Here is a 21,496-nt window from a genome sequence, read left to right as displayed (position 1 = left end):
CGTGGCGCCCCGACAGCGATCAGCCAGGCCTCGCAAACAAATTTTGCCCTTGGTGTGGTTCGACGAATCGATGCCTCGGTAACCGAGGCACCTCAACGCAATGGTCCTAGCCTCCCCCGCTGCGGCCCTACCTTTGACGGGCCGCCCGCAAACATCCCCGATTCCGTCCATCCATTTTCGTGTTGCCGCCACAAACAGCACTCACGAAGGCGTGACCGCGTATGGGGAGAAAAAAGTGCGCGCAAGGAGACCATGGAAAGTTGTGGGGGCCAAACATCACCACTCAAGTGTCGAGCAACTTCAGCTCGATCTGGCGGCGATCAACCGGTGCATACACGTACTGGAAAAGGCGGACGTCAATCCTCAGGACATTGAGGTACTGACCGTTCATGCGCTGACGCTCGCCGAACAGATCGATGAGGTGCGCTGGTTGAACCCAGCGAAGGCTTTGGGGTGGTTACTCGAAAAAGAGACTCGCAAGCCTGCCGCTCGAAAAGCATCGGGAGCCGGCTGAGCAATACGCTCGCCTTCGATCCGCCCAGATGCGCGTCCGACCGAAAAGGCGTACGAGTCAACCGAGGCGCCCGCGCACAACGCAAAAAGGGCGGATGCCGTGCGCATCCGCCCTCACTTTTTGCCGACTCCGCGTCAGCTGTTCTTCACACGAAAGGTCTCGTGGCAGCCGCCGCATTCCTTGCCGACCGCGGGAAAAGTCGCCTTGAGCGAATCCAGGTCCTTGATCTTGCCCTTGGCCTCGCCGACGACCTTGGCGAAGCTTGCGATCTTGGCGTCGAAGCCGGCCTTGTCCTCCCAGATCTTCGGCGAGGCGCTGTAGTCGCCCTCGGGCTTCTGGCCCTTTGCGCTCGCCGGGAACAGGTTCGGCAGCTTCTTGGCAGTATCCGCGAACTGCGCCAGCGCGCTATCCACCGTGGCCTGGTCGTAAGGCTTCTCGCCCTTGACGATCGCCGCAACCGCGCCGGCGTTCTTGCCGTTGCCCTTCATGAGGGTCTGGACCTCCTTGACGGAGTCCTGCTGCGCCCAAACCGCGCCCATGCCGAGCAGCAGCGCGCCCCCAACAACCAACACTCGCTTCATTCGCAAAATCCCTTTCCCTGAGACAGGATCGTGCTGACCCCACATTGGGCCAACACCGATTGGCAGAGTTCATTCCATCCAAAGCGCGGCGATAGATCGTCGCACTATGGATTATTTGGTCGAGCTCGAGATTAAAGGCTGTGACGGCGGTGGTGCTCGTTGATGGCGATCCACACCCGCTCCGGGGTGGCCGGCATGTCGATGTGGTCGATCTTGTATTCGCGCCAGAGCCCGTCGACGATGGCGTTGACGACGGCCGGACAGGAACCGATCGCACCGGCCTCGCCCGCCCCCTTCACGCCCAGCGGATTGGTCGTGCAGGGAACGTTGCTGGTCTCGAAGACGAAGTCCGGACCATCAGCCGCGCGCGGCAGCGCGTAGTCCATGAAGGTCGCGGTGATCAGTTGCCCGTCAGTGGCGCCGTAGACCACCTGCTCCATCAGCGCCTGGCCGATGCCCTGCATGGCGCCGCCATGCACCTGGCCCGCCAAAAGCAGCGGATTGAGCGTCTTGCCGAAATCGTCGACGATCACGTAGTTGACGATCTTGATGATGCCGGTCGCCGGATCGATCTCGACTTCCGCCAGATGCGTGCCGTTCGGATAGGTGCCGTCGGCGCTGGCAAAGGTCGCGCTGCCGTTAAGCTTCGATGGATCGGCGCTCCCGCGCTTGGCGAGGTCGGCGAACGACATCGAACGGTCGGTGCCGGCGATCCGCACGACGCCTTCGGAGAGCTCGAGGTCGCCGGCACTGGCTTCCAGCGCCTGCGCCGCGATCTCCTTCAGCTTCTGCCCGAGCTCGCGCGTGGCGCGCTCGACGCTGACGCCGCCTGACGGAATCGAGGCCGAGCCACCGGTGCCGAGCCCCGTGGCGATCTCGTCGGTGTCGCCCTGGCGCACGTGCACGCGCTCCGGCGGCAGGCCGAACTGCTCGGCGACGATCTGCGCATAAGCCGTCTGGTGGCCCTGCCCGCTCGACTGCGTGCCGATCAGGACGGTGACGTCGCCGTTGGGATCGAGCCGCACATTGGCCGTCTCCTCGCCCATCACGCCGCAGATCTCGACATAGCTCGCAAGGCCAATGCCGCGGATCAGGCCATTCTTCTTGGCCGCCTTGGCGCGCTTGGGGAACTCCTTCCACTCGCCGATCTCCATCGCGCGCTTGAGATGCGCGGCGAAATCGCCGGAATCATAGACCTTGCCCGTGGCCGTCTTGTAGGGCAGCGCCTTCGGCGGAATGAAGTTCTTGCGGCGGATGGCGTCCGGCGTCATGTCGAGTTTTCGCGCGCACGCGTCCACCAGACGCTCGATCACATAGGCCGCTTCGGGCCGCCCCGCGCCGCGATAGGCATCGACCGGCACGCTGTTGGTGAAGATGGTGCGCACCCGGCAGTGGAACGCCTGGATGTCGTAGAGGCCCGGCAGCATGCCGGCGCCGCCATGCGGAATGTAGGGGCCGAAGGTCGACAGATACGCGCCCATGTCGCCCATCAGGTCGCAATCCATCGCGAGGAATTTGCCGTCCTCGGCCAGCGCCATCTTGGCGGTGGTGACGTTGTCGCGGCCCTGCGCGTCGCCCATGAAGTGCTCGGTGCGGTCGGCCGCCCATTTCACCGCTTTCTTGAGCTGCCGCGCGGCGACCGCCATCAAGGCGTATTCGCGGTACGGAAACAGCTTGGTGCCGAACCCACCGCCGACGTCGGGGCAGATCACCCGCATCTTCTCGGTCGGGATGTTGAGCACGTTCTGACAGAGGATGTCGCGCAGGCGATGGCTGCCCTGGCTGCCGACAGTCAGCTTCAGATGATCGCGCTTGGCGTCGTATTCGCAGACCGCCGCGCGCGCCTCCATGAAGCTCGCGACCACGCGCGGATTGACGATGTTGATTTCGGCGACCGCATGCGCTTTCGCAAAAGCAGCCTCGGTCGCGGCCTTGTCGCCGATCGAGACGTCGAACAGCACGTTGCCGGCCTTGTCCGGCCAGACCTGCGGGGCGCCCTTCTTGACGGCGTTGACGACGCCGGTCACCGCCGGCAGCGGGCTCCATTTGACCTCGATCGCCTCGATCGCGTCGCGGGCTTGGTCGATGGTCTCGGCGACCACGAAGGCGATGGAATCACCGACATGGCGCACCTCGTCCTTGGCGAGGATCGGGTAAGGCGGGCCGGTGAACGGATCGGTCTCGAGATTGAACAGGCAGGGCAGATTGCCGAGATCCTTGACATCATCGGCGGTCAGGATCAGCGCAACGCCCGGCAGCGTGCGAGCCCGGCTCGCATCGATGGTGTATTTGGCATGCGCGTGCGGCGAGCGCAGCATCAGGCAACGAAGCGCGGCCTGCGGCGCATAATCGTCGGTATATCGGCCCTTGCCGCGGATGAGCGCGTCATCCTCCTTGCGCAGCACGCTTTGGCCAACGCCGAACTTGATGGGAGCCGCCATTTTCTTATCCCGTCCTCATGGTTGTTTTGCGGGCATATTGCCGTGGAAAAAGTGGCAAGGCAAACGGCTTTAGGCGGGCACAGGCCGCGCAGGCTCGCCCGGTGCCTCGCCTGTCAGAGCGGGATGCGCCGAAAACGCCGCAGCCCGGTCATTTCCCTGTGAGGAACGGTTCGGTTGATGGCACGATAGTTGCCGAACTCGTCCCGCGGTGCACTCCTAAGAAGTAGTCGTGCTGACTGCCGCTTGTTCGCAAAGCGTATCTCCGCTTCTGACGGTTGATCACCTATATCACGCCCCGCCTCCAAAGATCCGTGGCGCGATCTCTCAGCGTATCGATAGCGCGTTCAGGCGTGATGTAGTCGATCTCGCTACGCGTCAAGCCGATATCCATCAGCTCCCTGTCACTCAGGTCCTGCAATGCGACCTGCGGGCGCTGCCGCCGCTCCTGAAACGCACGCCAGTATCGCTTGATCAGTCTCAAGACGATGGAGAGGTCGAGGCGAAGCCTCGCGGCATCGCGCTCAATCTCGGATGAGATGTTCGTCTGTTGGGGTGGCATCGGATGCTCCTGCTGTTGTGCCGGCAGGGAGCGAGGCCAAACAAAAGGCCCCGTCCGATGCCGGCGGGGCCTGGTGGAAAAGATGTCGTCGTCGAATTCCTAGCGCGCGACTCCTTCCACGGCCCAGCCGAAGCGGGTCATGTGGTTGCGGTTGAAATGGCGCGACGATTTGATCATGCGGCGCCAATACCACGGCAATCGTGCAAAATCAAGGGATGTGCGGAGGTCGGTTACACCTTGGAGGCGAGTCCCTCGCTCCGACGAATTCGCTCATTCGACGCGACGGTTCATGTCCCCTACGCGAGGGGCATTCCAAAGCGGACGTTTACGACCGCTCCGAGAGGGCGGCCATTGCCCCCTGGGACATTCTCAACAGCCGGCCGACCTGGACGAGCCGACAGGCTGCGCGCATCAACGGACGTGCGTCGCTTAGGGACGAACGCGGATAATCGTATTTCCCTTACGTCGCTCGGTCGAATTTAAGGCGGCGACGGCATCGTCGAGGCTCGAGACGTTGCCGATGTTAGTCCGCAGTCGTCCGTCCCGCACCCGCTGGACGATCTCACTCAGTTGGGCACGATCAGCCTCGACGACGAAGTCGATCGCCAGCCCGTTGGAAGGCCGCGCCTCCGTCGGCCCGACGATGGACACAAGTGTTCCCCCGGCTCGAATGAGTGCTGTGGACCGCTTCTGGATGTCACCACCGATGACATCGAACACCAGATCGACTTCGCCGATGTCCTCCAGTGCGTCGTTGTCGAGGTCGACGAACTCCTTCGCACCGAGGTCGAGCACTGTCTGACGATCGGCGGCACGTCCGGAGCCGATGACGTAAGCTCCGGCCGCTCGTGCGAGTTGCGTCACCATAGACCCGACTGCGCCCGCCGCCCCGTGTGCCAGCACGCTCTGCCCCGCCTGAAGGCAACCGTGCTGGAACAGCCCTTGCCACGCGGTGAGGCCCGAGATCGGCAGGCCCGCGCCCACGGTAAAGTCGACGTCGCCAGGCAGCGGCGCAAGGTTGCGCGCCTCGATCGCCACGTACTCGGCCAGCGTGCCGTCGCGATACCAGTCCGCGAGGCCGAACACCCGTTGTCCCACCGACAGCCCCGTCGTTCCATATCCAAGGGCAGAGACCACTCCGGCCAGCTCGTGCCCAGGGATCGACGGCGTTCGGTCGCGATCAAGGCGATCGGCCCAGCTCGAGGGCCACGCAAGCTCAGTCGGGATAAATCTCGACGCATGAACCTGGACGACGACATCGTTTATCGCTGCCTGCGGCTCGGGCCGGTGCACCAGTTTCATACCGGCCGTTCCCGCGGCTTGCTCCGTTACAACGATCGCCTTCATGAGATTTTCTCCTTGGTCATTTGTCTCTTCGGTGGAAATGTGAGGGAGCGCGCACGCGCCGGCTTTCCACAAAATGCCAGCCAGTGTGGAACTCCTGTCTCCGTGTCAGCGATTGAGTTGTCTGCACCGATCGGAACTCCCGCCAAGCCCGATGGATCGGGCTCGCTCCGATCCACGGTCGTAGCGAGTAGATGCGTCGCGCCTGGCCATAAAAAAGTACCAAGATTGACGATTCTGGCTGTACCAACCGATGCCGTGATGTCGGCCTTGAGACTGTGAGCCGACGAGAATCGCAAGACTGGGCTTGGCAAAGTTGCTGCCGAGACCAACCGACTGGACTTATTCAGTCACCGGGGCATTGCGCGAGAACGTCGCAATCATAAGTTCGGGATCAATCAAAACGTAGCAAGCGGCGACGGTGTCGCCGCCTGCTCTTCAAAGGCTAGATCAAGGCGCGAGATGTGCCTTGATCTCCGCCGACATCTGCCGAATCGCGGCCTTGGGCTCGGGGTCGCTCTGGATGCCGTTCAGCAGGACGAAGTCGTGGATCATCCCGTTGTAGCGGGTCGCGATCACGGACACTCCGGCCTCCTTGAGCTTGCGCGCGTAAGCCTCGCCTTCGTCGCGCAGCGGATCGTTCTCTGCGGTGATGACAAGAGCCGGGGGAAGCCCCTCCAATTGCTGCAGGCTGGCGCGCAGCGGCGAGACGTAGGGGTTGTTGCGCGTCGCTGCGTCCGGCGCGTACAGATCCCAGCCGTATTTCATGAAGGCGCGGGCGAGAAATCGTCCCGTGCCATATTCGTGGTAGGATGCGGTGTCGACGCTGGCGTCGGTCGCCGGGATCATCATGACCTGATAGCTGATCTTGGGTCCGCTGCGGTCTTTGGCCATCAGCGACAATGCCGCGGTCATGTTGCCGCCAACCGAATTGCCGGCCACTGCGATCCGGCTACCGTCCGCGCCGAACTCTTCGGCGTGGCCCGCCACCCATTTCAGCACCGCATAGGACTGGTCGAGCTGCGTGGGGAAGCGCGCCTTCGGCAGGGACGTGTACTCAACGAAAACACCGATCTGGCCGGAGCCGACCACCAGGTCGCGCAACAGACGCTGATGGTTCTGGAAATTGCCGACGATCCAGACGCCGCCGTGAATGAACAGCAGTACGCCGGGCTTTCCGGTCACGTGCTCGGGCTTCATGATGTAGATTTTCACGGACTGACCATTCTGGGTGATGGTCTGCTCGGTCGTGTTCACCCCCGACATGTCGACTGGCGTCTTGTTCTGAAGCTCCGTCAGGATGTCCTGCGGCTTGGGCTGGGGCAGCTCCCAGAACGGGCTCGGATCCTTGTTGATCTCGCGCAGGAAGGCGCGAACCTGGGGATCGATCCGGGGGTCGGTCCCGGCGTCTGGGGCCGCATCGGCGGCTTGGGTCATGAGGATTGCTCCGAGGCTGAGGATTGCGAGTGAAGAGAACAGTTTCATGGTCAACTTTTGCTTGGGGGTAGACGCACTCGCACAGCTAGCCCGCGCGGAGGGGCTGCCGCTTCTGTCAAATGACCAGTCCGATGACGGGACGGCGATCAGTCCGCGGGGCGGCTGATGCTTGCGAGAACGGGGCGTAGCCCGGACCGCGAGGTAATTCCGGCCTTCGAAAAGATCCGGTGCAGGTGGTACCCGACGGTTCTGTGGGACAGATACAGTCTGGCGCCGATCTCCTTGTTCGAGAGACCTTCGGCGGCGAGTTGCGCGATGTGAAGCTCCTGCGGGGTCAGCGTGTCCCACACCTGTTCGGTTCGCCGGCGGCTGGTTTCGCCCGACGCGCGCAGTTCCTCGCGGGCCCGATCGCTCCAGGGCGAAGCGCCGAGCGCATCGAACATGTCGCGTGCCTCGCGCAACGGAGCCCTCGCATTGGCGGATCTGCGCTGGCGGCGCAGCCATCCGCCATAGGCCAGGAGAAAACGGGCTCGCAGGAACGGCCATTTCTTCGCGGCCGGCCCAGGATCTTGCAGTCCAAGACCTTGCAGTCCAAGACCTTGCAGGAAGAACGGCTCGGCGTCTTCCGGCGCAGCGAGGAACGCCTTGCCATATTGCAGCATCGTCCCGACCCACGGCACCGGCGTCGGAGCCGAGGCGCGCTCGATCTCATCGAGCACGCGGCTCGCCTCGTCCGCATTGCCGGACGACACGGCGGCCTCCACGAAGTCCGCGAGGCCAAAGAACTGAAGGCCGAAATTGAAAGCGGGATCGGCCGGCGTGAACAGGCGTCGCAGATGCTCAAAGGCCTCCCAATGACGGCCCGCGCCGATTGCGGATACGCCTCGTGCGATCTGCAACATGGCCAGCAGGAAACTCGCGCCGATGGACAGGGCCAGGGCTTCCGCCTGCGCCGCATACGCTTCGGATTGCTCCAGATTGCCTTGCATTCCTGCGAGCCTGGCTTTCAGGATCGTGGCTGCGGCAATCCACGGAAGCCCGCCGGTCTCTTCGGCAAGCCGGGCGGATTCCTCGGCCTCCCTCATGGCGCCCCGCCAGTCACCGACTTCCATTTCCGCCCACCCTTGGGCGAAAAGCACCCGGGCGAGATCGCTGAGCCGTCCCCGCATGCGCAGCACGGCACTGGACTCGGCGAGAAAGTTCACGCCGATGTCGAAGGTCCCGATGACATTGGCGGTGCTGCCGAGGATGCTCGCAACGGTGGGGTCGCTGTGCGCCGTTCCCGCAAGCCCCTGAAGCTTGAGGTACAAGTCCGCCCCCCGCCGCAGCGGCTCGACGTAAGCGGATATCGCGATCAGGCGGGGGTCCCCGTCAGGCAATTCCAGCCGCGCAGCCGCATCGTGAACCCTTGCGCAGAGTTCATCGCTTGCGCTGCTCCACCAGCAGCGTTGCGCGGCTCGCCAAAGAAGATTGGCGGCCAGATCGATCGCGCCGGCGGCGTGGGCTTTCGCGGCGAACCCGATCAATGCGAGAATCTTCGCGGGATCGTTGACCGCCGGGGGCTGGCTGATCTCACGGCACCAGGCGATCCGGACCAGCGCCAACTGGTTCGTCTCGTCGATGTCGGCCTGCCGCAGCAGGCGCTCCATGAGCTCCGGCTGCCCCAGATCGGCGGCGAGTTCGGCCGCTCGCAACAGCCGGTCGCCTCTCGCCTTCGCCGTGCTGCTCAGCCGTGCCGCGCTTTCCAGAACCTCGATCGCCATCGCCACGGCGCCGCGCCGCAACGCGCGCGCCGCCATCAGGTCGTATTCGCCGGCGAGCTCGTCGTCAGGTCCGATCGTTGCTGCGGCACGATGCCACAATTGGCGGTCGAGCTGATCGTGAATCACGGCAGCAAGCGCGGCGTGGATCCTTTGGCGGGTCGCCGGGTCGGCGGCCTGGTGCATGGCGGAGCGAACGAGCGGATGCCGAAACCTCACCTCCGTCCCGTTGATCTCGATGAGCTTCGCGGCGACCGCGGGCGCGATGGCATCGATACCCACGCGCTCGCCCAACACGGCTTCGGCGGCGGAAAGGATTTCGTGGAGCGATGTCCCGTCGTTCTCCGCCGTCACGAACATCAGCAATTGCGCGATGTGCGGGAGGTCGGACAAGCGACTGGAGAAGGCGCGCTCGAGCCGGTCGGTCAGCGGAAGCCAGGGCGCATCTCCAGCGGCTCGTTCTCCGCGGGGCAGCTCCACAAGGGCCAGCGGATTGCCCGAGGCCTCCCGAAGGAAGCGGCTGCGCAGCTCCGCCGGAAGGCCCGGCGCGTTGGCGTCCAGCAAGCGCTCGGCGTCGGCTTGATCGAGCCCTGAAAGGCGCAGCCTCAGGGTGGAGGCGTCGCCAAGCGAACTCTTGAAGTCGTCGCGCATGGCGACCACGAGAACGATCGGGTCCGAGCTCAGTCTGCGCGAGACGAAGGCCAGCACCTCAAAGGTCGCCTGATCCAGCCATTGGGCATCGTCGGCAACAAGTAGCAGAGGCTCGCGCGTCGCCCTTTCGCTCAGAAGAGACAGCGTCGCGAGCGCGACCAGGAAGATATCGGGCGGCCCCGCGTCGTCATGCATGCCAAAAGCGGCCAGCAAGGCCGATCGCTGGCGAGGGACAAGGCCCTCGGCCCCTTTCATCAGCGGACGCAAGGCCTGTTCAAGTGCTGCAAACGGCAAATGGACTTCGGCGAGGACGCCGGTCATGCTCAAGACGGAGAAGCCGCGTTCACTGGCTCTGTGCCTGGCAACATCGAGGAGCGCAGATTTTCCGATGCCGGGCTCACCGCTGATAACAAGCGTGGATCCACCTTGGTCGATCCGTTCGATCAGGTGATCGATCAGCGCAATGTCCTGCGCGCGACCCTGCAAACTGGGGGACGCAAGGGTAGCGCCAACCCGCCCTTTCCGCGGCGAGGTCGCCTTTTTCGCCCGTCTGGTCATCGCATAACCGTTGGTGAGACCGCACCCTTTCGAACTTGACCGAGGTTAAACGTTACCATGTACCGGGAACCAGAGGAGAGCCATATACGTGATGGCTGCTTCCGGCGTGTCTCGCCTGCTGCAGCAGGCTTTGGCCCGTCGGATTGATACAGGCCTAGCCGCGCACCAGCGAGACCAGCCAGCTGCGGCCGAACAAGATGAGGATCGCGAGCGCGTAGACGATGGTGCCTCCGACGGCCAGCAGCACCAGCATCAGCTCATCGCGGAAGTGCATCGAGCCCAGCATAGAACCGCTGAAGCGCGCGATCAGCCAGAACGTGGCGGCGAGGATCAGTCCGGTCAGCAGGAATTTGGCGAGCGACAACAGCCAGGCGCGGTCCAGCACGAGAAAGCCGCGCCGCACGGCGAAGAACAGCACCAGCAGCAGATTGGTCCAGACACCGACGGCGGTTGCGAGCGCCAGGCCGATCTGGGCGAGCGATCCCATCAAGGCCACCTTCAGGGCGACGTTGACCGCGATGCCGGTCAGCGAGGCGCGCACTGGCGTGGCGGTGTCCTTGCGGGCATAGAAGGTCGCGACTGCGCTGCGGATCAGCACGAAGGGGATCAGGCCGATGGCATAGGCCGCGAGCGTGGCGCCGGCGGCGGCGGCATCGGCCTTCGAGAACGCGCCACGGGCGAACAGCGCACGCATGATCGCGTCGGGCACGGTGATGAAGGCCGCCACGAACGGGATCGAGAACAGCAGCGTGAAATCGAAGGCGCGGCGCTGCGCCTTCATCGCACCGTCATGATCGTTGGCGGTGATCCGCCGCGACATCTCCGGCAGCAGAACCGTGCCTATCGCGATGCCGATCACACCGATCGGCAGCTGGTTGAGGCGGTCGGCATAATAGAGCGCGGACAGCGCGCCTGCCGGCAGGAAGGTCGCGATGATGGTGTCGGCGAACAGCGCAACCTGTGTGCCCATCGAACCCAGCGTCGCCGGGCCGAGCGCCTTGAAGAAGCCGCGGACGTCTTCGTCAAGCTTCAACGGCGCAAAGCGCGGCAGGCCGCCGTGGCGCGCGAGATCGCCCGCGAGCAGGAAATATTGCAGGAAGCCGGAGATCAGGACGCCCCAGGCGGCGGCGTGGCCCGCGCTGGGAAACCAGGCGGCGAGCGCCAGCGTCATCATCATGGAGATGTTGAGGAAGATCGATGCCGCCGCGGCGCTGGCAAAGCGCTGCATCACGTTGAGCATGCCGCCATAGAGCGTCACCAGCGTGATCAGCAGCAGATAGGGAAAGGTGATCCGTGTCAGCTCGATCGCGAGCTTGCGCTGCTCGGCATCCTCGGAAAAGCCCGGCGCCAGAATGCTCATGGCCTGCGGCATGAACAGCCAGGCGACGATCAGCAGCACCACCTGCGAGGCCAGCAGTAGCGTGAAGATGCGGTCGGCGAACAATTTTGCCGCCCCCTCCCCGCGCTCGCCATGGACATGCGCATAGGCGGGCACCCAGGCGGCGTTGAAGGCGCCCTCGGCGAAGATCGCGCGGAAATGATTGGGCAGCCGCAGCGCCACGAAAAAGGCGTCGGCCACGGGGCCGGCGCCCAGGATCGCCGCGAGCATGATGTCGCGGGCAAATCCCGTCAGCCGCGAGAGCAGCGTGTAACCACCGACCGTGAAGATGCGTCCGAGCATGCGTCTGTTTTAGAGACTTATCAGCCCAACGATAAGGCTTTGAAGTTTGACGTGATCAAAAAAGACGGGCGCTCGGCTTGCGATGTGCATTGCTGTGCCCTCTCCCCTTGTGGGAGAGGGCAGCGCCGCAGGTAGATACAAACTCAATCGGGTGAGGGGTCTCTCTCCCAGCTTTCCGTGCGGAGAGAGACCCCTCACCCGTCTCGCCGCCATCGCCATAGCCGATGCAAAGCATCGGCGTTCTTAAGGGACGGCGGCCGAAGGCCGCCTATGCCACCCTCTCCCACAGGGGAGAGGGAAAGGAGGGCAAAACGGCGAAATCAGCCCGCGATCGCGCCGCGCACTGCGGCGATGATTCGCTCCTGGTCGGCTTCCGTCAGGTAGGCGTGCATCGGCAGGCTGATGACGTCCTGCGACAGGTTCTCGCAGCCCGGCAGGCCGCCGTCCGCGACCGGATACTGCCTGTAGGCGGTCTGCTGGTGCATCGACTTGCCGTAATAGATCGCGGTCGGCACGCCCTGGGCCTTCAGCGCGGCGGCAAGGCCGTCGCGGTCGGTGCCCTCAGGAAGACGGATCGTATACTGCGCCCAGACCGAGGTATTGCCCGGCGCAAGCCGCGGCACGGTGACGACGTTGGACAGGCCACGCGCGTAACGCTCCGCAACCTTGTTGCGGGCGGCGATCTCGTCGTCAAAAATCTTCAGCTTCTCGATCAGGATCGCGGCCTGCATGGTGTCGAGCCGGCCGGTCAGGCCGAGGCGGACGTTGTCGTATTTGTCGACGCCCTGCCCGTGCACGCGGATGCTGCGCAGCGTCGCGGCGAGCTCGTCGTCATCGGTGAAGATCGCGCCGCCGTCGCCGAAACAGCCGAGCGGTTTGGCCGGGAAGAAGCTGGTCGCGGTGGCGAGCCCGAAGGTGCCGAGCTTGCGGCCCTTGTAGCTCGCACCAAACCCCTGTGCGGCGTCGTCGAGCACGAACAGGCCTTCGGCCCTGGCGATCTCGGCGATGGCATCGTGGTCGGCGGGCTGCCCGAACAAATCGACCGGAATCACCGCGACCGGCTTCAGGCCGGCCTTGCGGGCGGTCGCGATGCCGCGCTTCAGCGACTCCGGGCTCATGTTGAAGGTGGCCTCATCGACATCGACGTAGACAGGCGTCGCGCCGGTGCGCGCCACCGGCGACGCGGTTGCGATGAAGGTGAAAGACGGGCACAGCACGGCATCGCCGGGGCCGACATTTTTCGCCATCATGACCATCAGGATCGCATCGGTGCCGCTGGCGCAGCCGATCACGTGCTTGGCGCCGCTATAGGCCGCAAGCTGCTTCTCGAGCTCGGCGACTTCAGGACCATTGACGAACTGGCAATGGTCGAGGACGCGCTTGACGGCGGCATCGAGCGAGGCGCCGAGCCGGCGGCGCTGCGAGGCGACGTCGACGAAGGGAATGGGTTCGGAACGCAGATGCTGGTTCATGGCGCCTTGCGGGTTTTGAGCGGTCGACATGGAGAAGAGATCAGCCCGCGACGCGGCGCGGGCCCTTGCGGGCGGACGACGTGGCTGCGGGCCGCGACGGTGTTTCCAGGCACTGCGTGGCGATCTCGAGACTGGCGACGCCCTCGTCGCCGGTGACCGCCGGCGTCTCGCCGTTGCGGACGGCCTTCAGGAACGCGATCAGCTCGGCACGGAGCGGCTCGTCGTGGCCGACCGGCAGATGCCGCATCGAATAGCTGCCGTCCGGCTTGAAGCCGAAGCACTCGGTGACCTGGCGCGTCAACAGATCGCCCATCACGTATTTGCCGCGGGTCGCGACCGTGACGCTGCGCGCCTTGAACGGCGTCAGCCAGTTGGTGTTGATGTGCGCGAGCACGCCGTTGGCGGTGCGGAACTGCAGGAGCGCGATGTCCTCGCGCTCGGCGACCGCGCTCGACAATTGCGGCTGCACCTCGACGATGTCGGATTCGGTGAACCAGCGGATCAGATCGATGTCGTGCACGGCGAGATCGATGACGACGCCGACATTGGACATGCGCGGCGGGAACGGACCGACACGGGTGATCGCGATGGAGAGAATATCCTCGCCAGCGATCGCCTGCTTGACGGCGGCGACCGCCGGATTGAAGCGCTCGACATGGCCGATCATCAGCGTCACGCCGGCCTTTTGCGCGGCGGCGACGATCTCGCGACCTTCCGCGACCGTGGAGGCGATCGGCTTCTCCACCAGCACATGAACGTTCCTGGCGATGCAGGCGAGCGCGACCTCGTGATGCAGATGGGTCGGCGCGGCGATGGTGACGGCGTCGACACCTTCGGCGAGGAGTTGGTCGAGCGTCTCGAAACCCTGGCAGCTGGCAAGCTCGGTGGTGCGCGTCAGATGCGCCGGCGACGGATCGACCACACCGACGAGGCTGACGCCTGGAAGACCCGCGAGCACGCGCGCATGGTTGCTGCCCATCACGCCCGCGCCAACGACGCCAACGCGCAAGCCGGCCTTTGCCGGTGCAAACCCTTTGGAACTCATCTGAGTAAACCCCGATTCAACGCAAATCCCCGGGCCGCTTCTAGCACGGGCGCCACATTTGTGGCGAATGTCAGCCGAATTGACCGGACACGATTTGATTCAAAAAGTTACACGTTCCCCGGGCCTTAGCGCCAAAAGCTTGCGCCTTCCGGCCCGGGTCGCGTGATTCGGAGCTTGCTGGTTACGACCTTTGATAGTCGTCTTCAATCCGGATGATGTCGTCTTCCCCGAGATAGCTCCCGGTCTGGACCTCGATGAGTTCCAGCATGATCTTGCCGGGGTTCTCCATCCGGTGCACCGCGCCCATCGGGATGTAGATGGACTCGTTCTCGTGCACCGTCTTGACGGTCTCGTTGACGGTCACCCGGGCGGCGCCGCGGACGACGATCCAGTGCTCGGCGCGATGATGGTGCTTCTGCAGCGACAGCCGCCCGCCCGGCTTGACGACGATGCGCTTGACCTGGTGGCGCTCGCCATTGTCGACGGACTGGTAGCTGCCCCAGGGCCGGTGCACTTTGAGATGCTCCTCGGTGACCTTCGGTGCGACCGCCTTCAGCTTCGTCACGAGGCGCTTCAGGCCGTTGGCATCCTTCTGGCGCGAGACCAGCACCGCATCCGCGGTGGCGACCACGACGAGATCGTCGACGCCTTCGAGCGCGACCAGCGCTGCATCTGTGGTGACGTTGCAGTTGCGCGAGTCTTCGAACACCGCGCTGCCGTGCGAAGCATTGCCTTGCGCGTCCTTCTCCGACAACTCCCACACCGCGTGCCAGGAGCCGACGTCGGACCAGCCGCAGGACACCGGCACGACCGCTGCGCGCGAGGTCTTCTCCATCACCGCATAGTCGATCGAGATCGCCTTCGCCGCGCCGAACGCCTCGGGCTCCAGCGTCACGAAGCCGAGATCGCGGCCGGCATTGCTCACCGCATTGGAGATCGCCTCGACGCTCGCCGCGTCGACCCTGCGGTATTCGTCGAGCAGGACAGTGGCCGGGAACATGAAGTTGCCGCTGTTCCAGAGATAGCCCGAACTGAGGTAGTCGGCCGCCTTCACGGCATCAGGCTTTTCGACGAAGCGCGCGACGGCGTGCACCTCGCCGGAGATCACCTCGCCCGGGCTGATATAGCCGTATTCAGTCGCCGGCCGCTCCGGCTTGACGCCGAAGGTGACGATGCGCCCGGCGCTCGCGGCGGTGAGGCCTTCACGGCACGCCGCGACGAAGGCCGCATTGTCCTGCACCACGTGGTCGGCGGCGAGCGCGAGCACGATCGCGTCACTGGTGCGGTTCTGCGCGAACACCGCGCCCGCGGCGATCGCAGGGCCGGAATCGCGCCGCATCGGCTCGAGGATCACGTCGGCCTCGATGCCGATCTCGGCAAGCTGCTCCAGCACCATGAAGCGATAGGACGCATTGGTGATAACGATCGGACGATCGAACAGCGAGGCATCCGACACGCGCAGCAGCGTGTCCTGGAAGGTCGAGCGCGTGCCGAACAGCGGCAGGAACTGTTTTGGGCGCACCTCGCGCGAAGCCGGCCACAGCCGCGTGCCGGCACCGCCGCACATGATCAGGGGGATAATGCGTTTGTCCATCGTCATTTCAAACCTTGAAGTAGTCCCGATACCAGGTGACAAAATTACGGACCCCGAGCGCGATCGGCGTTGACGGTGCAAAGCCGGTGTCGCGCGTCAGATCCTCGACATCCGCGAACGTTTCCAAGACGTCTCCCGGCTGCATCGGTAGCAATTCTTTGATTGCGGTCCGACCCAGCTCCTGCTCCAGAAGCCCGACGACGTGCATCAGCTCTTCCGGATGATGGTTGCCGACATTGTAGACCTTAGACGGCGCATTTGCGGCAGCCGGGTCATCCGCGGGCACCCGATCGATCAGCTTGGATACTACACGGGTGACGTCGTCAATATAGGTGAAGTCGCGACGCATTTTGCCATGGTTAAAGAGCCGGATCGGACGCTCCGCCATGATGGCATTCACGAACAGAAACAGGGCCATGTCGGGCCGTCCCCACGGGCCGTAGATGGTGAAGAAGCGCAGGCCCGTGACCGGCAGCCGGTAGAGATGGCTGTAGGACTGCGCCATCAATTCGTTCGCCTTCTTGGTCGCGGCATAGAAGCTCACGGGATGGTCGGTCCGGTCCTGCACGGCAAATGGCAGTTTAGTGTTGGCGCCATAAACGGAGGATGACGAGGCGTAGACGAGATGACGACAAGAGTTGTTGCGGCAGCCCTCCAGCACGTTGAGAAAGCCCTGGAGGTTGGAATCGGCGTAAGTGTGCGGATGGTCGATCGAGCAGCGCACGCCGGCCTGGGCCGCGAGATGCACGACTTTGTCAAATCGATGTCGCGCAAACAGCGCCGCGATGGTGTCGCGGTCGGCAAGATCGGCCTCGACGAAGGCGAAGCGGGAATCGTTCCGAAGCAGCGCCAGGCGCGCCTGTTTCAGCGCCGGGTCGTAATAGCTGTTGAGATTGTCGAGCCCGACCACGGGCCGGCCCTCGGCCAGGAGTTTCCGGGCGACGTGAAAGCCGATGAACCCGGCGGCTCCCGTGACCAAAATCGCCTGATCCGTCATCCTGTTCCCAAGCGATCTGTTGCCACGCGGTCCCCAAGCCGGCCCCGCGGCGCCTCTTTAGCCGCGGTATCGAGGCCGTCGCAATAGCCCCGCGGCTATTCATCACCGCTCCGGATAAGCGCTATTGCAAGATCGGCGCCAAGACCATACCAAAGCGGCCGAATTCGACGCCTCGCGTCGGGTTGCCTCAAATCTTCGCAAACCCTGTTCATGCGGGCGAGATGCGCCGAATCCTGCTGTCGACGGCCAAAATCCTGATTTCCGGAGCGCTGCTCTACCTGGCGCTGCGCAAGGTCGATCTGTCCGAACTGTTTTCGCGCCTGACCGCGACCAGCCTGCTCTGGATCGCCATGGCGATCGCGGTCACGTTCCTGCAAATCTTCGTCGGCGTGGTCCGCTGGCGCGAGATCAGCGCCGAATGCGGCGCGCCGCTCGAGCTCGGCCGCGCCATGCGCTACAACGTGATCGGCGCGTTCTTCAACCAGACGCTGCCCTCCGCGATTGGCGGCGATGCGGTCCGGCTGTGGCTGGTCGCGCGCGCCGGCGCCGGATGGCGCGCGGCCACCTACTCGATCTTCGTCGACCGCGCGATCGGCCTCGTCGCGCTGGCGATCGTCGTCGTCGCGAGCCTGCCCTGGAGCTACGAGCTCATCACCGATCCGCATGGACGCTCGGCGCTGCTGCTCGTCGATTTCGCCGCGCTCGCGGGCGGCGTCGGTTTCCTGATCTTCGGCGCGCTGAAATGGTCGTGGCTGAAGACCTGGTGGGCCACCCATCACATCCATGCCTGCGCCGTGATTGCCAACCGCGTGATCTTCAACGCCAAGCGCGGACCGATCGTCGCAATTCTGTCGCTTCTCGTTCACGTGCTCGCCGTCGTCATTGCGTGGTGCGTGGTGCAGTCGATCGCCGCACCGGTCAGCTTCGGCCAGACATTCCTCCTCATTCCGCCGATCATGCTGATCACCCTGATGCCGATCTCGATCGCCGGCTGGGGCGTGCGCGAGGCGACGATGGGCCTGGCCTTCGGTTTCGCCGGGCTTTCCGCCAACGAAGGCGTCAACGTCTCGCTGCTGTTCGGCGCCGTGCTCTTCATCGTCGGTGCGATCGGCGGCCTGGTCTGGATCCTCAGCGCGGAGAAGGCCGCGAAAGGGTCGGCGCCGCTCGGGGTGCCGGAGTGAGCCCAGCCATCGACGCTGTTGCCGCCATGTCCTCGCTGCTTGCCGTCGCGGTCGCCGCGCTGATGTCGGCGATCATCACCTGGACCAGCCGCCCCCTGCTCCAGCGCTATGCCCTGGCGCGACCGAATGCCCGTTCCTCGCATCGCATTCCGACCCCGCAGGGCGCCGGCATCGCGGTGATCACCGCCACGCTGCTGGTCGCATCGGCCTGGGCCGCCTGGGCGAACGTTGCGATCCCGCCGGCGCTGGTCATTGCAACGATCGTGATCGCCCTGGTCGGATTCGCCGACGACATCGTGTCGCTGCCGGTGTTGGCGCGGCTCGCGCTGCAAGCAGCCTGCGTCGGCGCGGTCGTGTTCACCGCGCCCGAGACCGCGCGCATCGTGCCGGCACTGCCGCTTCCGCTCGAGCGTGGCCTCATCCTGCTCGCCGGCGTCTGGTTCGTGAACCTCGTCAACTTCATGGACGGGCTGGACCTGATGACGGCCGCGGAAGTCGTGCCCGTCACCGCAGCACTGCTGCTGCTGGGACTGCTCGGTGACCTCTCGTGGCCCGCCGCGCTGATCGCCACGGCGCTGGGCGGCGCCATGCTCGGCTTTGCGCCGTTCAACCGTCCGGTCGCAAAAGTGTTTTTGGGCGATGTCGGCAGCCTGCCGATCGGCCTTTTGCTCGGCTGGTGCCTGCTGGAGCTCGCCTGGCACGGGCAGCCGGCCGCGGCGCTGCTGCTGCCGGCCTATTACCTCGTGGATTCCACCATCACGCTGTTTCGGCGCATCGCGCGGCGCGAACAATTCTGGTCGGCACACCGCTCGCACTTCTACCAGCGCGCCACCGATAACGGCTTCACGGTCCGCCGCGTGATCGGCGATGTGTTCGCGCTCAATCTATTGCTGGCGGTGCTTGCCATCATCACGGTTCGCGCAAGCTCGACCTCGGTCACATGGCTCGCGCTCGTCGCGGGCGCGATCGCGATCGGATTCGTGCTGCGCCGCTTCTCCCGCCCTCAGGCGTCCTGAGCCGACAGCGCGAGCCGCAGGCCCTCGTCGAGGGAGACCTGCGGCTGCCAGCCGGTCGCGATTGCCTTGGCGAGGTTGAGCTCGAGCGAGCCGATCAGGCTGTCATGGGTATCCTGCCGGCCCATCACGCTGAGCAGCGTTGAGAGCAGGTCCGGTGGCATGCCGAACAGCCGCGAGTTCTTGCCGGCAGCCTTTGCCAGCCGCTCGATGAATTCGGGCGTCGAGACCTGTTCCGTGTCGGCGACCAGGAAGATCTCGAAATTGCTCGTGGGATCGGGGTGAGCCAGCCGGCGCAGGATGAACGACGACAGATTCTGCACGGCCAGGAAGGCGCGCTGATTGCGGATCGCGCCAAAGGGCAGCGGCAGCCCCAGATTCACCGCGCGCGTCAGCAGCGCGAAATTGCCCTTGGCGCCCGCGCCATAGACCAGCGGCGGCCTGATCACCGAGATCTTCATGTCGCTGTCGCGCGCCAGCGTTCTCAAGCCCGCCTCTGCGGCGGCCTTGGACATGCCGTAGAGGCCGCGCGGCGTGAGGATGTCCTCTTCGCTGAACGGCGCGCGGCCTTCATTGCTGCGGCCGTGCACGAGAACGGTGCTGACGAAGATGAACTGGCGCACGCCCGCCGTCGCCGCGGAGCGCGCCAGGTGCAGCGTGCCGGCGATGTTGACGTTGCGGTAGAGCTGGACCGCGTGCTCCTCGTGCTTGTGATGCACGCGCGCGGCGAGATGGACCACGGCGTCGACGCCTTCGAGCGCCGCCTGCCAATCGGTATCGGGGCCGATCGATTCGATCACGACCTCGTCGTCGATCCCCTCCGGGCTGCGCACTGCGCGGCGGACCGACCATCCCTCGCGCGAGAGCTCAGGCGCAACATGACGGCCGACGAAGCCGCTCGCCCCTGTCACCAGCACGACCGGTTTTCGCTCGCTCATCGTTGCTCCGCCAGATCAGGGTTGCGCAACAATTCGTCGATCAGCCCGGCATAGGCGTTCATCGCGGTCGTCCGGTCGAATCTCGCTGCCGCCTTCACCGCGCGTTCGGCCATGGCGGCGGCGTCGCAACGGGATGCCGCGCGGATTGCGTCGGCGAGCTGATCGGCGCGGCCCGGCGTCACGACCCAGCCGAGCCCGTTCTCCACCACCGTCAACGCAGCCTCGGCCTCCGGCTCCGAGACCAGCGCCACGGGACGGCCGACCGCCAGCAGATTGTAGAACCGGCTCGGCACCGACACCCCCGCCACGTCCTTCCGGTACGGAATGATCCAGAGATTGGCAGCCGCCAGGAACGCCTCGAGCTCGGCATCCGCGACCCGCGCCACGAAGGACACATTGGGCAAGTTCGCTTCGGCCTGCAACTGCTTCAGCCGCTCGAAGCCGATACCCCAGCCGGACAGCAGGAAGTGGATGTCCGGCTCGTCTTTCAAAAGGCGTGCCGCCTCGAACACGATCTCCGGATCATGGGTGAAGCCGAGATTGCCCGACAGACCGACCATGAATCGCGCGGAAAGCGCTTTGCGGAACGGATTGTCCTGCGACAGGGGACGTGCCGCGGGAACGAGCGTCGCCCAGTTCGGGATGAAGCGGATCTTGTTCCGCGTCATGCCGGAATAGCTCAAGAGCGGCCGCTCCGCATCGCGGCCGATGGTGATGACGGCATTGAGCGCGCGGAACATCAGACTGTTGGCCGCGCGCATCGTCCGCGTCACCAACGAGCCGGGCTTCAGGATTTCCGTCATCACGAGAACATCGGGGAAGAGGTCGTGCATGATCAGCGCCGAGCGCGCGCCCTTGCATCTTGCCGCTGCCGCGACCGCGTAAGGCAGCATGAACGGCGCCGTCACGGTGAGCACGACGTCACCTGACTTGAGCTCCCGGATCAGCGCGAAGAAGGTGCGCGCCGCGAACAGCAGCTCGGACAATCCACGTCGCACCAGCGCGGCCTTTCCCGCCATCCGGTTCTTGATGGCAATTACGCGCGGCTTGCCCGGGCCGGTTTGCGAGGCCGGTAATTCACCGGGCGAGCCCGACAGTACGATGACCTCGTGGTCGACGGCGACGCGGCAAGCGATCTCTGCCATGATCGCCGCCGTCGTGCTCGGATCAGGCGGATAGTGCTGGCTCGCGACGACGATCTTGCCTTGAGACTGCATGGTCAGGCCGCGGTCGACCCGAATTCCGGAACCGCATCCTTCAGGATCGTCTTGATCGTGGCCCGATCGTCCCGCGCGATCGCCTGCTCCAGCGCCGCGCCCCATTTGCGCAGCGTCTGCATCGGCGGCTCGTTCGGCTGTGCGGCCATGATGCCGGCGACACCGATCTCGCGGGTCGGCTCCTCGGAGGCGAACAGGATCTCGTGCAGGCGCTCGCCCGGCCGCATGCCGGTGAACACGATCTCGATGTCGTAGCCGGGCTGAAGGCCCGAGAGGCGGATCATGCGCTCGGCGAGATCGACGATCTTCACCGGCTGACCCATGTTGAGCACGTAGACCGAGACGTCGGGACGCTGCGTTCCGAGCGCATGCGTTGCCGCCGTGATGACGAGATCGCAGGCTTCGCGGATGGTCATGAAGTAGCGGACCATGTCGGGATGCGTGACCGTCACGGGGCCGCCGGCCTCGATCTGGGCCTTGAACTTCGGCACCACCGAGCCGTTCGACGCCAGC

The 21,496-nt window shown here is 64.8% G+C and carries 17 protein-coding genes; 3 read left to right on the top strand and 14 right to left on the bottom strand.

The window, feature by feature from the left end; all coding sequences use genetic code 11:
• Nucleotides 1–211 precede the first annotated feature (211 nt).
• Complete coding sequence (locus QJT78_RS31655) at nucleotides 212–514, top strand: hypothetical protein (RefSeq protein ID WP_155258064.1); 303 nt, start codon at nucleotides 212–214, stop codon at nucleotides 512–514.
• A gap of 134 nt (nucleotides 515–648) precedes the next feature.
• Here QJT78_RS31655 and QJT78_RS31650 read toward each other — a convergent pair whose 3' ends face one another.
• From QJT78_RS31650 to QJT78_RS31600, 11 genes are all read right to left on the bottom strand, one after another.
• Complete coding sequence (locus QJT78_RS31650) at nucleotides 649–1,095, bottom strand: cytochrome c (RefSeq protein ID WP_028153044.1); 447 nt, start codon at nucleotides 1,093–1,095, stop codon at nucleotides 649–651.
• 131 nt (nucleotides 1,096–1,226) lie between these two features.
• Nucleotides 1,227–3,536 (bottom strand): xanthine dehydrogenase family protein molybdopterin-binding subunit, encoded by a 2,310-nt coding sequence (locus tag QJT78_RS31645; RefSeq protein WP_038944563.1) that lies wholly within the window; start codon nucleotides 3,534–3,536, stop codon nucleotides 1,227–1,229.
• A gap of 283 nt (nucleotides 3,537–3,819) precedes the next feature.
• Nucleotides 3,820–4,095 (bottom strand): DUF1127 domain-containing protein, encoded by a 276-nt coding sequence (locus tag QJT78_RS31640; protein WP_028153042.1) that lies wholly within the window; start codon nucleotides 4,093–4,095, stop codon nucleotides 3,820–3,822.
• Nucleotides 4,096–4,524: 429 nt separating this feature from the next.
• Nucleotides 4,525–5,442 carry an NADP-dependent oxidoreductase gene (locus QJT78_RS31635; RefSeq protein ID WP_281460401.1) on the bottom strand — a complete coding sequence of 306 codons (918 nt, stop codon included), beginning with the start codon at nucleotides 5,440–5,442 and terminating at the stop codon, nucleotides 4,525–4,527.
• A 447-nt stretch (nucleotides 5,443–5,889) separates the two neighbouring features.
• Nucleotides 5,890–6,876, bottom strand: a complete 987-nt coding sequence (locus QJT78_RS31630; RefSeq protein WP_240537701.1) for an alpha/beta hydrolase — start codon at nucleotides 6,874–6,876, stop codon at nucleotides 5,890–5,892.
• Between the two features lie 146 nt (nucleotides 6,877–7,022).
• On the bottom strand, nucleotides 7,023–9,845 hold the full coding sequence (locus QJT78_RS31625; RefSeq protein WP_281460400.1) for an AAA family ATPase: 2,823 nt from the start codon (nucleotides 9,843–9,845) through the stop codon (nucleotides 7,023–7,025).
• A 154-nt stretch (nucleotides 9,846–9,999) separates the two neighbouring features.
• Nucleotides 10,000–11,526, bottom strand: coding sequence for a murein biosynthesis integral membrane protein MurJ (gene murJ / locus QJT78_RS31620; RefSeq protein WP_028153040.1), 1,527 nt, complete (start codon nucleotides 11,524–11,526; stop codon nucleotides 10,000–10,002).
• Nucleotides 11,527–11,846: 320 nt separating this feature from the next.
• Nucleotides 11,847–13,028: a DegT/DnrJ/EryC1/StrS family aminotransferase gene (locus QJT78_RS31615; protein ID WP_281460399.1), complete on the bottom strand. Its 1,182-nt coding sequence runs from the start codon at nucleotides 13,026–13,028 to the stop codon at nucleotides 11,847–11,849.
• Nucleotides 13,029–13,038: 10 nt separating this feature from the next.
• On the bottom strand, nucleotides 13,039–14,043 hold the full coding sequence (locus tag QJT78_RS31610) for a Gfo/Idh/MocA family oxidoreductase (RefSeq protein ID WP_028153038.1): 1,005 nt from the start codon (nucleotides 14,041–14,043) through the stop codon (nucleotides 13,039–13,041).
• A gap of 181 nt (nucleotides 14,044–14,224) precedes the next feature.
• Nucleotides 14,225–15,637: a mannose-1-phosphate guanylyltransferase/mannose-6-phosphate isomerase gene (locus QJT78_RS31605; RefSeq protein WP_028153037.1), complete on the bottom strand. Its 1,413-nt coding sequence runs from the start codon at nucleotides 15,635–15,637 to the stop codon at nucleotides 14,225–14,227.
• Nucleotides 15,638–15,644: 7 nt separating this feature from the next.
• Nucleotides 15,645–16,634: an SDR family NAD(P)-dependent oxidoreductase gene (locus tag QJT78_RS31600; protein WP_028153036.1), complete on the bottom strand. Its 990-nt coding sequence runs from the start codon at nucleotides 16,632–16,634 to the stop codon at nucleotides 15,645–15,647.
• Between the two features lie 221 nt (nucleotides 16,635–16,855).
• Here QJT78_RS31600 and QJT78_RS31595 point away from each other — a divergent pair, with 221 nt between their 5' ends.
• Together QJT78_RS31595 and QJT78_RS31590 are read left to right on the top strand one after the other, a co-directional pair.
• Nucleotides 16,856–17,815, top strand: a complete 960-nt coding sequence (locus QJT78_RS31595; protein WP_028153035.1) for a lysylphosphatidylglycerol synthase transmembrane domain-containing protein — start codon at nucleotides 16,856–16,858, stop codon at nucleotides 17,813–17,815.
• Nucleotides 17,812–18,831 (top strand): glycosyltransferase family 4 protein, encoded by a 1,020-nt coding sequence (locus QJT78_RS31590; protein ID WP_028153034.1) that lies wholly within the window; start codon nucleotides 17,812–17,814, stop codon nucleotides 18,829–18,831. The genes QJT78_RS31595 and QJT78_RS31590 overlap by 4 nt, the downstream gene beginning before the upstream one ends.
• Here the strand turns inward: QJT78_RS31590 and QJT78_RS31585 are convergent.
• The 3 genes from QJT78_RS31585 to QJT78_RS31575 all read right to left on the bottom strand — a co-directional run.
• Nucleotides 18,819–19,766, bottom strand: a complete 948-nt coding sequence (locus QJT78_RS31585) for an NAD-dependent epimerase/dehydratase family protein (RefSeq protein ID WP_028153033.1) — start codon at nucleotides 19,764–19,766, stop codon at nucleotides 18,819–18,821. The two genes, QJT78_RS31590 and QJT78_RS31585, sit on opposite strands and share 13 nt — an antisense overlap.
• On the bottom strand, nucleotides 19,763–20,983 hold the full coding sequence (locus QJT78_RS31580) for a glycosyltransferase family 4 protein (RefSeq protein ID WP_038952786.1): 1,221 nt from the start codon (nucleotides 20,981–20,983) through the stop codon (nucleotides 19,763–19,765). The genes QJT78_RS31585 and QJT78_RS31580 overlap by 4 nt, the downstream gene beginning before the upstream one ends.
• Nucleotides 20,984–20,985: 2 nt before the next feature.
• A partial coding sequence (locus tag QJT78_RS31575) for a polysaccharide biosynthesis protein (protein ID WP_281460398.1) occupies nucleotides 20,986–21,496 on the bottom strand: 511 nt, incomplete at its 5' end.

The organism is Bradyrhizobium sp. Mp27, assembly GCF_029953005.1.
Lineage (GTDB): Bacteria > Pseudomonadota > Alphaproteobacteria > Rhizobiales > Xanthobacteraceae > Bradyrhizobium > Bradyrhizobium barranii.
This window is presented reverse-complemented; position numbering and strand designations above follow the sequence as displayed.

Bases quoted from the DNA above. Each gene is read 5' to 3' on its own strand.
- QJT78_RS31650 (WP_028153044.1), bottom strand. From the start codon at position 1,095: ATGAAGCGAGTGTTGGTTGTTGGGGGCGCGCTGCTGCTCGGCATGGGC.
- QJT78_RS31645 (WP_038944563.1), bottom strand. From the start codon at position 3,536: ATGGCGGCTCCCATCAAGTTCGGCGTTGGCCAAAGCGTGCTGCGCAAG.
- QJT78_RS31640 (WP_028153042.1), bottom strand. From the start codon at position 4,095: ATGCCACCCCAACAGACGAACATCTCATCCGAGATTGAGCGCGATGCC.
- QJT78_RS31635 (WP_281460401.1), bottom strand. From the start codon at position 5,442: ATGAAGGCGATCGTTGTAACGGAGCAAGCCGCGGGAACGGCCGGTATG.
- QJT78_RS31630 (WP_240537701.1), bottom strand. From the start codon at position 6,876: ATGACCCAAGCCGCCGATGCGGCCCCAGACGCCGGGACCGACCCCCGG.
- QJT78_RS31625 (WP_281460400.1), bottom strand. From the start codon at position 9,845: ATGACCAGACGGGCGAAAAAGGCGACCTCGCCGCGGAAAGGGCGGGTT.
- murJ (WP_028153040.1), bottom strand. From the start codon at position 11,526: ATGCTCGGACGCATCTTCACGGTCGGTGGTTACACGCTGCTCTCGCGG.
- QJT78_RS31615 (WP_281460399.1), bottom strand. From the start codon at position 13,028: ATGTCGACCGCTCAAAACCCGCAAGGCGCCATGAACCAGCATCTGCGT.
- QJT78_RS31610 (WP_028153038.1), bottom strand. From the start codon at position 14,043: ATGAGTTCCAAAGGGTTTGCACCGGCAAAGGCCGGCTTGCGCGTTGGC.
- QJT78_RS31605 (WP_028153037.1), bottom strand. From the start codon at position 15,637: ATGGACAAACGCATTATCCCCCTGATCATGTGCGGCGGTGCCGGCACG.
- QJT78_RS31600 (WP_028153036.1), bottom strand. From the start codon at position 16,634: ATGACGGATCAGGCGATTTTGGTCACGGGAGCCGCCGGGTTCATCGGC.
- QJT78_RS31595 (WP_028153035.1), top strand. From the start codon at position 16,856: ATGCGCCGAATCCTGCTGTCGACGGCCAAAATCCTGATTTCCGGAGCG.
- QJT78_RS31585 (WP_028153033.1), bottom strand. From the start codon at position 19,766: ATGAGCGAGCGAAAACCGGTCGTGCTGGTGACAGGGGCGAGCGGCTTC.
- QJT78_RS31580 (WP_038952786.1), bottom strand. From the start codon at position 20,983: ATGCAGTCTCAAGGCAAGATCGTCGTCGCGAGCCAGCACTATCCGCCT.